The 13,281-nt window shown below is 72.9% G+C and carries 11 protein-coding genes and 1 pseudogene; 3 read left to right on the forward strand and 9 right to left on the reverse strand.

What is annotated here, in order from left to right:
• Window positions 1–27: 27 nt before the first annotated feature.
• From K7862_RS05715 to K7862_RS05725, 3 genes are read right to left on the reverse strand one after another with little or no spacing between them, the layout of a single operon-like run.
• On the reverse strand, window positions 28–474 hold the full coding sequence (locus K7862_RS05715; protein ID WP_222961277.1) for a RidA family protein: 447 nt from the start codon (window positions 472–474) through the stop codon (window positions 28–30).
• On the reverse strand, window positions 471–1,301 hold the full coding sequence (locus K7862_RS05720; RefSeq protein ID WP_222961278.1) for an IclR family transcriptional regulator: 831 nt from the start codon (window positions 1,299–1,301) through the stop codon (window positions 471–473). Before K7862_RS05720 ends, K7862_RS05715 begins: the two co-directional genes overlap by 4 nt.
• Entirely contained in the window at window positions 1,298–2,350 is a 1,053-nt protein-coding gene (locus K7862_RS05725; RefSeq protein ID WP_222961280.1) for a sugar kinase, read from the reverse strand. Before K7862_RS05725 ends, K7862_RS05720 begins: the two co-directional genes overlap by 4 nt.
• Window positions 2,351–2,488: 138 nt before the next feature.
• Between K7862_RS05725 and K7862_RS05730 the strand changes: the two genes are divergently transcribed.
• Window positions 2,489–3,769 (forward strand): alanine racemase, encoded by a 1,281-nt coding sequence (locus K7862_RS05730; RefSeq protein WP_262412695.1) that lies wholly within the window; start codon window positions 2,489–2,491, stop codon window positions 3,767–3,769.
• 3 nt (window positions 3,770–3,772) lie between these two features.
• On the opposite strand, the gene K7862_RS05735 is transcribed toward K7862_RS05730, so the two are convergent.
• From K7862_RS05735 to trhA, 3 genes are all read right to left on the reverse strand, one after another.
• Window positions 3,773–4,390 (reverse strand): TetR/AcrR family transcriptional regulator, encoded by a 618-nt coding sequence (locus K7862_RS05735; protein WP_222961283.1) that lies wholly within the window; start codon window positions 4,388–4,390, stop codon window positions 3,773–3,775.
• Window positions 4,391–4,394: 4 nt separating this feature from the next.
• Window positions 4,395–4,706 carry a hypothetical protein gene (locus tag K7862_RS05740; protein ID WP_222961285.1) on the reverse strand — a complete coding sequence of 104 codons (312 nt, stop codon included), beginning with the start codon at window positions 4,704–4,706 and terminating at the stop codon, window positions 4,395–4,397.
• A 200-nt stretch (window positions 4,707–4,906) separates the two neighbouring features.
• The gene (gene trhA / locus K7862_RS05745) at window positions 4,907–5,605 is read right to left on the reverse strand and encodes a PAQR family membrane homeostasis protein TrhA (RefSeq protein WP_372461506.1); all 699 of its coding nucleotides are present in this window, start codon (window positions 5,603–5,605) and stop codon (window positions 4,907–4,909) included.
• 241 nt (window positions 5,606–5,846) lie between these two features.
• On the opposite strand from trhA, the gene K7862_RS05750 reads away from it, so the two are divergent.
• Window positions 5,847–7,667 (forward strand): phosphoenolpyruvate carboxykinase (GTP), encoded by a 1,821-nt coding sequence (locus K7862_RS05750; protein ID WP_222961288.1) that lies wholly within the window; start codon window positions 5,847–5,849, stop codon window positions 7,665–7,667.
• A 59-nt stretch (window positions 7,668–7,726) separates the two neighbouring features.
• Here the strand turns inward: K7862_RS05750 and K7862_RS05755 are convergent, their stop codons facing one another.
• The 3 genes from K7862_RS05755 to K7862_RS05765 form a co-directional block, all read right to left on the reverse strand.
• Window positions 7,727–8,938 carry a pyridoxal phosphate-dependent aminotransferase gene (locus K7862_RS05755; protein ID WP_222961289.1) on the reverse strand — a complete coding sequence of 404 codons (1,212 nt, stop codon included), beginning with the start codon at window positions 8,936–8,938 and terminating at the stop codon, window positions 7,727–7,729.
• A gap of 5 nt (window positions 8,939–8,943) precedes the next feature.
• Window positions 8,944–10,557, reverse strand: a complete 1,614-nt coding sequence (locus K7862_RS05760) for an N-acyl-D-amino-acid deacylase family protein (protein WP_222961290.1) — start codon at window positions 10,555–10,557, stop codon at window positions 8,944–8,946.
• Window positions 10,558–10,769: 212 nt separating this feature from the next.
• A complete protein-coding gene (locus tag K7862_RS05765) occupies window positions 10,770–12,821 on the reverse strand; it encodes a thioredoxin domain-containing protein (RefSeq protein WP_222961291.1) in 2,052 nt (683 codons plus the stop codon).
• 91 nt (window positions 12,822–12,912) lie between these two features.
• Between K7862_RS05765 and K7862_RS05770 the strand changes: the two are divergent.
• Window positions 12,913–13,191, forward strand: a pseudogene (locus tag K7862_RS05770) (Uma2 family endonuclease); the annotation flags it as partial.
• Window positions 13,192–13,281: the final 90 nt, after the last annotated feature.

A 13,281-nucleotide genomic window follows, 5' to 3' on the forward strand; every position in this document is an offset into this window, starting at 1 on the left:
TGCGCCGCGGCGGCGGCGTGCGGGCGGTCAGCCCAGCACGGCCAGCGCGTCGATCTCGACCAAATGGCCGGCCGGCAGGCCGACGTACACCGTGGTGCGGGCCGCCGGGGCCTCCTTGAGACCGGCGAAGTAGTCGTTCCAGATCTGGTTGAACTCCGCGAAGTGGCCGGTGTCGGTGAGATAGACGCGGATCATCAGCACGTCCTCCCACGTCGCGCCGCCGGCCTCCAGCACGGCCTGCACATTGGCGAAGGTGGCCTGGGTCTGCTCGGCCAGGCTCGGCCCGGCGAGCTTGCGCTGCCCGTCGGTGCCGTCCGCGGGCAGGAAGCCGACCTGCCCGGCGACCTGGAGGATGTTGCCCTTGCGCACGCCGTGCGAGAACTTCGCCGGCGGCTCGGAGGCGCCGGCCGGGACGATCGCGGTTTTCGGCAGGTGGGGCAGCTGGGTGGGGTTGTGCTCGGGCAGCTCGCTCATTCGGGTGCGTCCTCGGAAGGGTCGTCGGGGTGGGCAGGGGTCCCGGCCGGGCCCAGCGGACTCCGGCCGGGGTGATCGTGATCGGGTGCGGTGCCGCACAGCTCCGCGCTGACGGCCTCTGCGGTGCGCTGGACCAGCGGCCGCAGCCGCAGCAGTTCCTCGGCGGACACCACGACGTTCGGCGCCGAGACGGACATCGCGGCCAGGACCCGGCCGTCCGGGCCGCGCAGCGGCGCGCCGACGCAGTTGATGGACTCCTCGTGACCGCCGAGGTCGGCGGCCCAGCCCTGGCGGCGCACCCGGGCCAGCTCGGCCAGGAACGCCGCCGCGTCCGGCGTCGACCGGGCGGTGTAGCGCGGGTACTCCAGCCGCTCGGCGACCGCGCGCCGTTCGGGTTCCGGCAGGTCGGCGAGCAGCAGCTTGGCCACCGCGGCGACCGTGATGGCCACCGGGCGGCCGATCCGGGAGTACATGCGCACCGGGTAGCGGCTGTCCACCTTGTCGATGTAGACCACCTCGCCCTGCTCGTACACCGCCAGATGGACGGTGTGGCCGGTGCGCTCGTTGAGCTCGGCCAGGTGCGGGTGGGCGATCTCCCGGACGTCGAGCGCCTCCACGGCCTGCTGGGCCAGCGCGAAGAGCCGGGCGCCGAGCCGGTAGCGCTGGTCCGGCTGGCGGTGGACCAGGCCGTGCTCGTGCAGGGTGCGCAGCAGCCGCAGCGCGGTGGACTTGTGCACCTGGAGCCGGCCGGCGACCTGGTCGAGCCCGGCGGGGCCCTCGGCCAGCAGCGGCAGGATGCTCAGGGCGCGGTCCACGGTCTGGCTCATGTCCGTACCTCCCGCCGGGTATGCCCCGCCCGCTCGCCGTGTTCCCCGGGCTGTTCCGCCCCGCCCGTCCAGCCGGGGCCCAGCCGCAGTCTCCCCCACGCCGCGTCGTCGAGGGCGGCAAGCGCGTCGGCGTGTGCCCGGGTCGGGGGTACGGCCTGGTCGCCGGGCACGGTCAGCGCGGCGGCGGCCAGCAGATGGCCGTGCCGCAGCCGCTCGGCGAGCGGCCGGCCGCGCAGGGTCGCGGAGAGGAAGCCGGCGGCGAAGGCGTCGCCCGCGCCGACGTGGGCGACGACCTCGACGGCCGGCGCCGGTACGTGCAGCCGCCCGGTCCCGTGGAACACCGTGGCGCCCGCCTCGCCCTGCTTGACCACCAGCAGGTCCGGCTCGGGCAGCGCCGCGCGCACCGCGTCGGCGTCCGGCAGTCCCCAGGCGGTGGCGGCCTCGTCCTCGCCGACGAACACCACGTCGCAGCCGCGGGCCAGACCGGTGAGGAGCTTCGGGTCGCCGTCCCGCCACAGCGCGGGCCGGTGGTTGACGTCGAAGGAGACCAGCGGGCGGCCGGGTTCGCGGTGGGTGAGCCGGCGCATCAGGTCGCGGCAGGTCGCGGAGAGCGCGGCGGTGATGCCGGTCAGGTGCAGCACCCGGCCCGACCACGCCTCGTGCCGCGGCACCAGGGCGGGCGACAGCGCGGAGGCCGCTGAGCCCCTGCGGTAGTACACGACCTCGGCGCGGCCGGCGCCGGTGGCGTCGCGGTCGCCCGCGGTGCGGAAGTACACCCCGGTGGGCCGGTGCGGGTCGCGGCGCACCGCGCCGACGTCCACGCCGCACGCGGCGATCTCGCCGACCAGGTGGTCGCCGAAGCCGTCGGCGCCGACCCGGCTGATCCAGCGGGTGCGGTGCCCGGCGCGGGCGAGGGTGCAGGCCACGTTGGACTCGGCGCCGCCGATGGTCCGGTCGAAGGCGGGCACGTCGGCGAGGCGCCCGGGGACGGAGGGGACGAAGGTCACCATGGACTCGCCCAGGCAGACGACGTCGAACTCCGGCGTCATGCTCGCCCTCGCAATCCCTCGGGAACCGGCCGTCGTTGACCCGGCACTGGCCCGGATGTTAGACAGCCGTGAGCAGCATACGCAATGACTGTTGCACAGAATGCAACGCACCTCGTGAGAGCACGGCCGGGAGGCACGATGGAGATCGACGAGCGGGTCGCCGAGCTGGACCGGGAGCCGGTGGGCCACCGCTTCAAGGGCATGCCCTGGGACGCGGCCGGCCTGACCGTCGGCGAGCTCACCGCGCAGCGGCGCGACCTGTTCGGCGGCGGGTTCGGCACGCCGGTCCTGGTGCTGTCGGAGGAGGCCCTGGACCACAACCTGGAGCTGCTGGAACGCTTCACCGCCGACCACGGGCTGTCGTTCGCGCCGCACGGCAAGACCTCGATGGCCCCGCAGCTCTTCGCCCGCCAACTCGCGCACGGCGCCTGGGGCATCACGGTCGCCGTTCCCCATCAGATCCGGGTCTGCCGGGAGTTCGGGGTGCGGCGGATCTTCCTGGCCAACGAGCTGGTGGACGCCGCCGCCCTGCGCTGGATCGGCGAACAGCTCGACGGAGACCCGTCGTTCGAGCTGACCACCTATGTCGATTCGGTGCGCGGCGTGGAGCTGATGGACGCGGCGCTGCGCGCGGCCGGAGTGCGGCGGCCGCTGGACGTGGTCGTCGAGCTCGGGGGCGGCGAGGGCGCGCGGACGGGGGTGCGCACCGAGAAGGAGGGCACCGCCGTGGCCGAGGCCGTCGCCGCGGCGGGCACACTGCGGCTGGTCGGCGTCGCCGGGTACGAGGGCGAGGTGCCCGCGGCCTCTCCGGAGACGGTCCGCGCGTGGCTGCGCCGGCTGGTCGCGCTGGCGTCCGGTCTCGACGCGGCCGGGCTGCTCGCGGACGCGGAGGAGATCGTGGTGAGCGCGGGCGGCTCCGCGTGGTTCGACGCGGTCGCCGAGGAGCTCGCCGACCTGCCGGAGTTCTCCCGGCCGGTGCGGAAGCTGCTGCGGTCCGGGGCGTACGTGACGCACGACGAGGACCACTACAGCAAGGTCACGCCCTTCAACCGGATCCCCGACGAGGGTGCGCTGGAGCCGGCGTTCCGCCTGTGGACGCAGGTGGTCTCGCGCCCCGAGCCCGAGCAGGCGTTCCTCAACGCGGGCAAGCGGGACGCCCCGTACGACCTCGGGCTCCCCCAGGTCGCGGTGATCCGCTCGGCCCGCACCGGCGAGCTCCGCGCGCCCGCGCACGGCGTCCGGGTCGCCCGCCTGTCCGACCAGCACACCTGGCTCACCCTGCCGCACGACGAGCCGCTGGAGGTCGGCGACTGGGTCGGCCTGGCCGTCTCCCACCCCTGCACGACCTTCGACAAGTGGCAGCTCATCCCCGCCACGCGCGGCACCGAGGTCACCGCCTACATCCGCACCTTCTTCTGACCGCTACAGGTCGAGTCCCCTGCGGAGCATGCCCAGCGCGCGTTCCAGCAGGTCCAGCAGGTCTTCGGTGCGGCCCTTCTCCACCCAGTAGAGCGCGGCCTCGTGGATCGCGCCGAAGACGGCGGCGGTGAACACCCGCACCTCCAGGTCGTCGCTGCCGCGGCCGGTGCGCTCGGCGATCACTCCGCCGAGCAGCCGGCCGGTGGCCGACAGGCTCTCGTGGGCGCGGGCCCGGATCGCGGGCACGTCCCGGACGAGTTCCTCGCGCTGCACGAGCTCCTCGCGGCTGTCCGGGTCGCCGAGGATGCGGGCGAAGGAGTCGTGCAGCACGACCCGCACGGACACCAGCGGTGGCTCGTCGGCCGGCCGCTCGCGCAACTCGCGGGCCATGTCCGCGTCGTACTCGTCCGTCAGGACGATGTCCTCCTTGGTGGGGAAGTAGCGGAAGACCGTGCTCGGGGAAACGTCGGCCGCGTCGGCGATGCGGTCGACGGAGGTGGCGTCGTAGCCCTGTTCGGCGAACAGCCGGTACGCGGCCGTGCGGATGGCCTGGCGGGTCTGGATCTTCTTGCGTTCCCGCAGACCCGGCCGGGGGGTGGCGTCGCTGAGTCGAGGGCACATGGCGTCATTGTCGGCCGTCTTCGCTCGGGTCGGCCATGACCGCCGGGGCCGCGGTGGACCCGGCCGCGGCGGGCATCCCGGTCGCCGGGCCCGGGGTTCGGCAGCAGGACGGCCAGCAGGCCGCCGCCAGCAGCGCCGCGCCCCCGCACACCGCGAGCGCCAGGTCCATGCCGTGCAGTAGGCGGCGTCGGCGGACGCGGCGAGCGCCCGGTCGCCGAACCGGTCTGCCGCAGCGTCTGGCGGTGGCGCCGACGTGCGCGGCCATGGTCGGCAGCGCGACGTTGAGGACCGTGGTGTCGAAGCTCAGCACCAGCATGCCCAGGCCGAGCGCGCCCAGCGCCCACCAGCGGCGTGGGTCGGGCGGAGGTGCGGTGGCAAGGGGGCGTTCATCGGCCCTCCCGCTAGCGAGTGTTAAATGACAGTGACTCGCAAAAAAAGTAGCCGTCGCCCTCGGCATGCGAAAGACCCCGCCTCCCTGGAGGGAGGCGGGGCCCGGAACGGAGGGCGGTCGCGGCCTCAGGTGTGGGTGTAGGCCACCAGCGAGATGCCGACGTAGTGGACGATGAACGCCGCGAGCGTGAAGGAGTGGAAGACCTCGTGGAAGCCGAACCAGCGCGGCGAGGGGTTCGGCCGCTTGAAGCCGTAGATGGCCGCGCCGGTGCTGTAGAGCACGCCGCCGACGATCACGCAGACCATCACGGCGACACCGCCGGTGCGCAGGAAGTCCGGCAGGAAGAAGATCGCGACCCAGCCGAGCGCGATGTAGCAGGGCGTGTACAGCCAGCGCGGCGCGCCGACCCAGAAGACCCGGAAGGCGATGCCGGCCAGCGCTCCCGCCCACACCAGCCACAGCAGCAGCTCAGAAGTGGCCCCCGGCAGCAGCAGGATGGTGAGCGGCGTGTAGGTGCCGGCGATGATCAGGAAGATGTTGGCATGGTCAAGTCGCCGCAAAATTCCTGAGCCGCGCGGCCCCCAGTTTCCGCGGTGGTAGAGCGCGCTCGTCCCGAACAGCGCGCACGCGGTGACCGTGAAGACGGCGCACGCGATACGCCCCCGGGTGCTCTGCGCGAACGCGGTCAGAGCGACGCCGGCCACCAGCACCGCCGGGAACATCCCGGCGTGCAACCACCCTCTGAGCACGGGTTTTGCGAGCTTCGGCAGGTCCACTGCACCGGCAGGCGGGGGTACCGCGGCAGTCTCGTCCACGTCGGTCATGCCGCTCATCGTACCTACGGCACCGTAAGTTACCCATAAGTAGGACTCTGCTGGAGTACGTGGCGATGGTCACCTCCCCTGCCCTGGACAGAATCATTTGAAGGGGCTCACACTCATATGAGTGCGGTCGGCACCGGATGAGCACTCCACGAACGCGTCCGGGTCGCAGCCCCCAAGGGGCACCAACCGAACCCTCAACATGTGACGCCGGTCTGTGCGGACCCGGCGGGACGGAGCGATCGTGGCGCGCGGCATTGCGGCTCCCACCAACCACCAGGAACTGATCAACTGGGTCGGCGAGATCGCCGAACTGACTCAGCCCGACGAGGTCGTGTGGTGCGACGGCTCCGAGGAGGAGTACCACCGGCTGGCCGGTGAACTCGTCGAGAAGGGCACCTTCACCGAACTCGACCCGACCCTGCGCCCCAACTCCTACTACGCCGCCTCCGACCCCTCGGACGTGGCGCGCGTGGAGGACCGGACGTTCATCTGCTCCCAGCGCGAGGAGGACGCCGGCCCGACCAACCACTGGAAGGACCCCGCCGAAATGCGCGAGGTCTTCGTGGGCCGGGAGGGTGACGGCGGGCTGTTCCGCGGCTCGATGCGCGGCCGGACGATGTACGTCGTCCCGTTCTGCATGGGCCCGCTGGGCTCGCCCCTGTCCGCGATCGGCGTGGAGATCACCGACTCCGCGTACGTGGCGGTGTCCATGCGCACCATGACGCGCATGGGGCAGCCGGTGCTGGACGAGCTCGGCGACGACGGCTTCTTCGTCAAGGCCGTGCACTCGGTCGGCGCCCCGCTCGCCGAGGGCCAGGCCGACGTGCCGTGGCCGTGCAACACGACCAAGTACATCTCGCACTTCCCCGAGGACCGGGAGATCTGGTCCTACGGCTCCGGCTACGGCGGCAACGCCCTGCTGGGCAAGAAGTGCTACGCGCTGCGCATCGCCTCGGTGATGGCCCGCGACGAGGGCTGGCTCGCCGAGCACATGCTGATCCTCAAGCTCACCCCGCCGCGCGGCGAGGCGAAGTACGTCGCGGCCGCGTTCCCGTCGGCCTGCGGCAAGACCAACCTGGCCATGCTGGAGCCGACGATCTCCGGCTGGACGGTGGAGACCATCGGCGACGACATCGCCTGGATGCGGTTCGGCGAGGACGGCCGGCTCTACGCGATCAACCCCGAGGCCGGCTTCTTCGGCGTCGCGCCCGGCACCGGCGAGCACACCAACGCCAACGCCATGAAGACGATGTACGCCAACTCGGTCTTCACCAACGTCGCCCTCACCGACGAGGGCGACGTGTGGTGGGAGGGCATGACCGAGGAGCCCCCGGCCCACCTGACGGACTGGAAGGGCAACGACTGGACCCCGGACAGCGACACCCCGGCGGCCCACCCCAACGCCCGCTTCACCGTCCCGGCCTCCCAGTGCCCGATCATCGCGCCGGAGTGGGAGGACCCCAAGGGCGTGCCGATCTCGGCGATCCTCTTCGGCGGCCGCCGCGCCTCCGCGGTGCCGCTGGTCACCGAGTCCTTCGACTGGCAGCACGGCGTCTTCCTCGGCGCGAACGTGGCCAGCGAGAAGACGGCCGCGGCCGAGGGCAAGGTCGGCGAGCTGCGCCGGGACCCGTTCGCCATGCTGCCGTTCTGCGGCTACAACATGGGCGACTACTTCGGCCACTGGGTGAAGCTGGGCCGTACCCACGACCCGGCCAAGCTGCCGACGATCTACTACGTCAACTGGTTCCGCAAGGACGCCGACGGGCGCTTCGTGTGGCCCGGCTTCGGCGAGAACAGCCGCGTGCTGAAGTGGATCGTCGAACGGCTCAACGGCCAGGCGGAGGGCGTGCGGACGCCGATCGGCATCGTGCCGGCCGAGGGGTCGCTGGACACCGCGGGGCTCGGCATCAGCCAGGCCGACCTCGACCTGCTGCTCACAGTCGACCCCGAGGTGTGGCGCGAGGAGGCGTCCCTCATCCCGGCCCACCTGGAGACGTTCGGCTCCCACACTCCGAAGGAACTGTGGGACGAGTACGAGGCCCTGGTCTCCCGCCTGGGCTGAGGCTCACCTCACCCGCGGGGTGGGCCCTCTTCAGGGCTCACCCCGCGGGAGGGGGAAGGTCAGGGCTGGCTGTAGCCGGTGAGGAAACGGCCGATCCGGGTGACCGCGTCGGTCAGGTCCTCCTTGGCCGGCAGGGTGACCAGGCGGAAGTGGTCCGGCTCGGGCCAGTTGAACCCCGTGCCCTGCACGATCAGGATCCGCTCGGCCCGCAACAGGTCCAGCACCATCTGCTGGTCGTCCTTGATCTTGTACACCTTCGGGTCCAGCCGCGGGAACGCGTACAGCGCCCCCTTCGGCTTCACGCAGGTGACCCCGGGGATCGCGGTGAGCGCCTCGTACGCGGCGTCGCGCTGCTCGGTGAGCCGGCCGCCCGGCAGGACCAGGTCCTTGATCGACTGCCGCCCGCCCAGCGCGGTGGCGATCGCGTGCTGCGCGGGCACGTTCGCGCACAGCCGCATGTTCGCCAGGATGGTCAGGCCCTCGATGTAGCTGGTCGCGTGGTCCTTGGGCCCGCACACCGCGAGCCAGCCGCTGCGGAAGCCGGCCACCCGGTACGCCTTGGACAGCCCGTTGAAGGTGAGGGTCAGCAGGTCGGGGGCGATCGCGGCGAACGGCGTGTGCGTGGCGTCGTCGTAGAGGATCTTGTCGTAGATCTCGTCGGCGCAGACGATCAGCCGGTGCCGGCGGGCGATCTCGGCGAAGCCGCGGAGCAGCTCGTCGTCGTAGACCGCGCCGGTCGGGTTGTTCGGGTTGATGATCACGATCGCCTTGGTGCGGTCAGTGATCCTGCGCTCGATGTCGGCGAGGTCGGGGTACCAGTCCGCGCCCTCGTCGCAGCGGTAGTGCACGGCCGTGCCGCCGGACAGCGACACCGCGGCGGTCCACAGCGGGTAGTCCGGTGCCGGGACCAGCACCTCGTCGCCGTCGTCGAGCAGCGCCTGCATCGACATCTGGATCAGCTCGGACACGCCGTTGCCGAGGTAGACGTCCTCGACGTCCAGGTCGATGCCCTTGGTCTGGTAGTGCTGCATCACGGCGCGGCGGGCCGGCAGGATGCCCTTGGAGTTGACGTAGCCGTGGGCGGTGCCCAGCGACCTGAGCATGTCCTCCAGGATCTCCGGCGGGCACTCGAACCCGAACGGCGCCGGGTTGCCGGTGTTCAGCTCCAGGATGCGGTGGCCCGCCGCCTGAAGCCGCATGGCCTCCTCGAGCACCGGTCCGCGGATGTCGTAGCAGACGTTGGCGAGCTTCGTGGACTGGATCACCTGCATGTGCGTCACCTTACGGGCACGCCATCGGGGCCGCTCGGTGTTTTTCGCCACCCCGGGCCGCCGCGCCGCACCGAGCGCCCGGCCAGGACGTCGGTCCTGCGGCCCTCCCTGACCACGAACCGGCCGTCGATCAGCACGTACGGGATACCGGTCGGCAGCACCCGCGGCCGGTCGTAGGTGGCGCCCGCCGCGACCGTCTCCGGATCGAAGAGCACCAGGTCGGCGCGGTACCCTTCGCGGACCAGCCCGCGGTCGGCCAGGCCCAGCCGGGCGGCCGGCCGGCCGGACAGATGGGCGACGCACTCCTCCAGGCCGAGGACGCCGAGCTCCCGCACGTAGTGGCCGAGGTAGTGCGGGAAGGTGCCGTAGGCGCGGGGGTGCGGTTTGGCGCCGTGCAGGATCCCGTCGGATCCGCCCGTGTGGGTGATGTGCCGCATGATCGCCCGCACGTTCGCCTCGTCACCCACGTGCTGGAGGATCGTGGTGCCCAGCCGGTCGGCGAGCAGCAGCGCGCGGGCCGCCGGCCAGCCGTCGAGGCGGGTGCCGACCCGGCCGGACAGCGCCGGATCGCCCACCCCGGAGACCTCGATCGTCGCCCAGTCCATGGGCACCCCGTGGCTGCCGTCGGAGCCCTCGACCTCCAGCGCGTGCCGGATCCGCTCGGCCGTCGCGTCGTCCCGCAGCCGGGCCAGCGTCGCCTCGGGACCGCCGGCCGCGGCCCAGCTCGGCAGCAGCGCGGCCAGCGTCGTGCAGCCGGGGGTGTAGGGATAGGTGTCCAGCGTGACGTCGGTGCCGGCGGCCAGCGCGTCGTCGAGCAGGGCCAGCAGTTCGCCGGCCCGGCCGCGGTTGACGCCGAAGTTCATGGTGGCGTGGGCCAGGTGCAGCGCGCAGCCGGTGCGGGCGGCCAGCGCCAGCATCTCGCGGTAGGCCTCCAGCGCGCCGGCGCCGTAACTGCGGTGGTGCGGGCAGTAGTAGCCGCCGTAGCGGGCCACCACCCGGCACAGTTCGGTGAGTTCGGCGTCCGAGGCGTACATCCCCGGCGTGTACGTCAGCCCCGACGACAGCCCGGCCGCGCCCTGTTCCAGTCCCTCGGCGACCAGGGCGCACATCCGGGCCACCTCGCTCCCGGTGGCCGGGCGGTCCTCCCAGCCGGTGACCATCGCCCGGACCGTGCCCTGCGGGACGAGGTAGGCCGCGTTGACGGCGACGCCCGCGTCCAGCCGGTCCAGGTAGCCGCCGACGCTGCGCCAGCCGAAGTCGACGTCCCGGCCGTCGCCGTTCCAGCCGGCGAGCTGGGTGCGCAGCGCGTCGAGCGTCGGCTCGTCGGCGGGCGCGTAGGACAGGCCGTCCTGGCCCAGCACCTCCAGCGTGACGCCCTGCGCGGCCTTGGCCTCGTGCGCCGGGTCGGTGAGCAGCGCGAGGTCGCTGTGCGCGTGCATGTCGACGAAGCCGGGGCTCAGCACGAGCCCCTCGGCGTGCACGGTGGCGCGCGCGGTCAGCCGCGGCCCGCCGGGCGGCCGGATCTCGACGACGCGGCCGCCGTCGATCCCGACGTCGGCCGGGTACCGGCCGTTCCCGGTGCCGTCCACGACGGTCGCACCCTGCACCACCAGATCCATCGCGCACCCCTCTCCGGCGCCCCGCCGCGAGGCCGCGCGGCACGGGCGCGAGGAGCGCGGACCATCGTAGAAGCGGCGCCGGATCCGCCCGGTGGCGGGTGCCGGGCGGATGCCGCGGGCCGTCGTCGCACGCCTCGCGGTGGACGGTGGGCGATCCTCGGGCCGGCGTTCGGTTCTGGGCGGTACGCGATCCGCGGGCCGGCGCCGGCAGGTCAGCTGCGCCGCGGGCCCGTCCACACCTGGGAGCGCAACTGCGAGCGCAGGGTGCGGGGTTCGGACGTCGGGGCGTCGCACACGAAGTGCCGGCACACATAGGCGGCGGCACGGCCGCCCCGGGTGGGGCGGTCCCGCAGCAGCGGGAACTCCGTCGAGCCCTCCTCGCCGATGGCGACGACCGCGCCGGGCGCCGCGCCCAGCAGGGCGGTGCGGTGCAGTTCGGAGGTCAGCGGGTCGCCGATGGCGCCGACGATGGCGACCTCGCGCGGCCCGTCGAGCACCGCCTCGGCCACCGCCAGGCCCCAGCCGACGAACCGGGGGGCCCGCGGCGCGAGCGCCCCCACCACGCCCAGCGCGCGTTCGGCGGCGGACCGGTGGGCCTGCGAGCCGGTGTGCGCGGCGTAGGACAGCAGCGCGCCCGCGGCGGCGTTCCAGCCGGAGGGAACGGCGTTGTCGGTGGGGTCCTGCGGGCGCCGGATCAGCGTCTCCGCGTCGTCCGCGGTGTCGTACAGGGAGCCGTCGTCCGCGGTGAAGTGGTGCAGCACCGAGTCCAGCAGCAGCCCGGCGAAGTCCAGCCAGACGCCCTCGCCGGTGACCCCGGCCAGCGCGATGAAGCCCTCCGCGACGTCGCCGTAGTCCTCCAGGACGCCCTGGTTCGGGCCCGCCACGCCGTCGCGTGAGGTGCGGAAGAGCCGTCCGTGCTCGTCCATGTGCACCCGCACCAGCAGGTCGGCGGCGTCCACCGCGGCCTGGACCAGGTCGGGCCGGTCGAAGTACGCGCCGGTCTCGGCGAGCGCGGCGATCGCCAGGCCGTTCCAGGCGGCGACCACCTTGTCGTCACGTCCCGGCCGGGGCCGGCGGGCCCGCGCGGCCAGCAGCCGCTCCCGCACGGAGGCGACCCGGTCGGCGTCCACCATGCCGGTGCCCTGGGGCAGTTGCAGCACGGAGGCGCCCTCCTCGAAGGTGCCCTCGTCGGTCACGCCGAAGTAGGCGGCGGCGAACACGGCGTCCTCGTCGCCGAGTTCGGCGACGAGCTGCGCGGGCGTCCAGACGTAGAAGGCGCCTTCGGTGTGCCGGCCCGAGCCGTCGTCGCTGTCGGCGTCCAGCGCGGAGGCGAACCCGCCTTCCGGGGTGCCGAGTTCGGCGATGAGGAAGTCGGCGGTCTCCAGCGCGACGCGCCGGGCCAGGTCGGAGCCGGTGGCCCGCCACAGGTGCGCGTAGACGCGCATCAGCAGCGCGTTGTCGTAGAGCATCTTCTCGAAATGCGGGACCACCCAGTCCCGGTCGACGCTGTAGCGGGCGAAGCCGCCGGCCAGCTGGTCGTAGATGCCGCCGCGGGCCATCGCCTCACAGGTGTCGCGGGCCATCTGCAGGGCGCCCTCGGCGCCGGTGCGGGAGTGGTGCCGCAGCAGGAACTCCAGCGCCATCGACGGCGGGAACTTCGGCGCGCCGCCGAAGCCGCCGCGCCGCGCGTCGTACTCCCGGGTCAGGCCCAGCAGGGCCGCGCCCAGCTCGCTCTCCCCGATGGGCACGGACATGCTGTAGGCGCCGGCCCGTTCGGTCAGCTCGCCGACGATGCGGGAGGCGACCTCGCCGACCTCGTCGCGGCGGTCCCGCCAGGCGGCGACGACGCCCTGCAGCACGTCCATGAAGCCGGGCATGCCCTGGCGGGCGGCGGGCGGGAAGTAGGTGCCGAAGTAGAACGGCTCGGCGTCCGGGGTCAGGAAGACGGTCATCGGCCAGCCGCCCTGCCCGGTCGCGGCCTGCACCGCCTCCATGTACACCGCGTCGACGTCCGGCCGCTCCTCGCGGTCGACCTTGATCGCGACGAAGTGCTCGTTGAGGTAGGCGGCGGTCGCCTGGTCCTCGAAGGACTCGTGCGCCATGACGTGGCACCAGTGGCAGCTGCTGTAGCCGACGCTCAGCAGCACCGGGACCCCGCGTTTGCGTGCCTCCGCGAACGCGTCCTCCCCCCAGGGCCACCAGTCGACCGGGTTGTCCGCATGCTGCAGGAGATAGGGCGAAGTCGCGTCACCGAGTCGGTTCACCCCGTCACTTTCTCACGCCTCCGCCGCCCGCTGTGACCGCCGGTATCCGTATGTCGGCCCGGGCGGCCCCCTTACGCTGGGACTCCGCCCGCTCGACGTGACGCCCACCCGCCCGGAGCACGTCCTCCTGGTCGTCGAGGTGGTCTCCGCCGGGTCCGAGACCAGGGACCGCGTCGTCAAGGTCGAGCAGTACGCCAAGGCCGGCATCCCCTTCTACTGGCGGATCGAGCGGACGGCCACCGGGCTTCCGCTCGTGTACACCTGTCTGCTCGACCCGGCCGCGGACCGCTACCGCGACGGCGACGTGTTCACCGGCGTGATCAAGGCCGCCGCGCCCTTTCCCGTCGAGGTCGATCTCGGCGCTCCCTGACCCCGCCTCCCGGTCCGGAAAAAACCTCCGGGCCGCGTGTCGAATCGCGCGGGGTCCGTTCGACGCGTAGGTGAAGGCGGGGAGGACCCG

The sequence above is a fragment of the Actinacidiphila acidipaludis genome (assembly GCF_019890725.1).
Classification (GTDB): domain Bacteria; phylum Actinomycetota; class Actinomycetes; order Streptomycetales; family Streptomycetaceae; genus Actinacidiphila; species Actinacidiphila acidipaludis.

Excerpts from the sequence above, each read along its gene's own strand:
- K7862_RS05735 (WP_222961283.1), bottom strand. The coding sequence starts at position 4,390 with ATGTGCCCTCGACTCAGCGACGCCACCCCCCGGCCGGGTCTGCGGGAA.
- K7862_RS05725 (WP_222961280.1), bottom strand. The coding sequence starts at position 2,350 with ATGACGCCGGAGTTCGACGTCGTCTGCCTGGGCGAGTCCATGGTGACC.
- K7862_RS05715 (WP_222961277.1), bottom strand. The coding sequence starts at position 474 with ATGAGCGAGCTGCCCGAGCACAACCCCACCCAGCTGCCCCACCTGCCG.
- K7862_RS05720 (WP_222961278.1), bottom strand. The coding sequence starts at position 1,301 with ATGAGCCAGACCGTGGACCGCGCCCTGAGCATCCTGCCGCTGCTGGCC.
- trhA (WP_372461506.1), bottom strand. The coding sequence starts at position 5,605 with ATGACCGACGTGGACGAGACTGCCGCGGTACCCCCGCCTGCCGGTGCA.
- K7862_RS05755 (WP_222961289.1), bottom strand. The coding sequence starts at position 8,938 with ATGCAGGTGATCCAGTCCACGAAGCTCGCCAACGTCTGCTACGACATC.
- K7862_RS05740 (WP_222961285.1), bottom strand. The coding sequence starts at position 4,706 with ATGCTGGTGCTGAGCTTCGACACCACGGTCCTCAACGTCGCGCTGCCG.
- K7862_RS05760 (WP_222961290.1), bottom strand. The coding sequence starts at position 10,557 with ATGGATCTGGTGGTGCAGGGTGCGACCGTCGTGGACGGCACCGGGAAC.
- K7862_RS05730 (WP_262412695.1), top strand. The coding sequence starts at position 2,489 with ATGGAGATCGACGAGCGGGTCGCCGAGCTGGACCGGGAGCCGGTGGGC.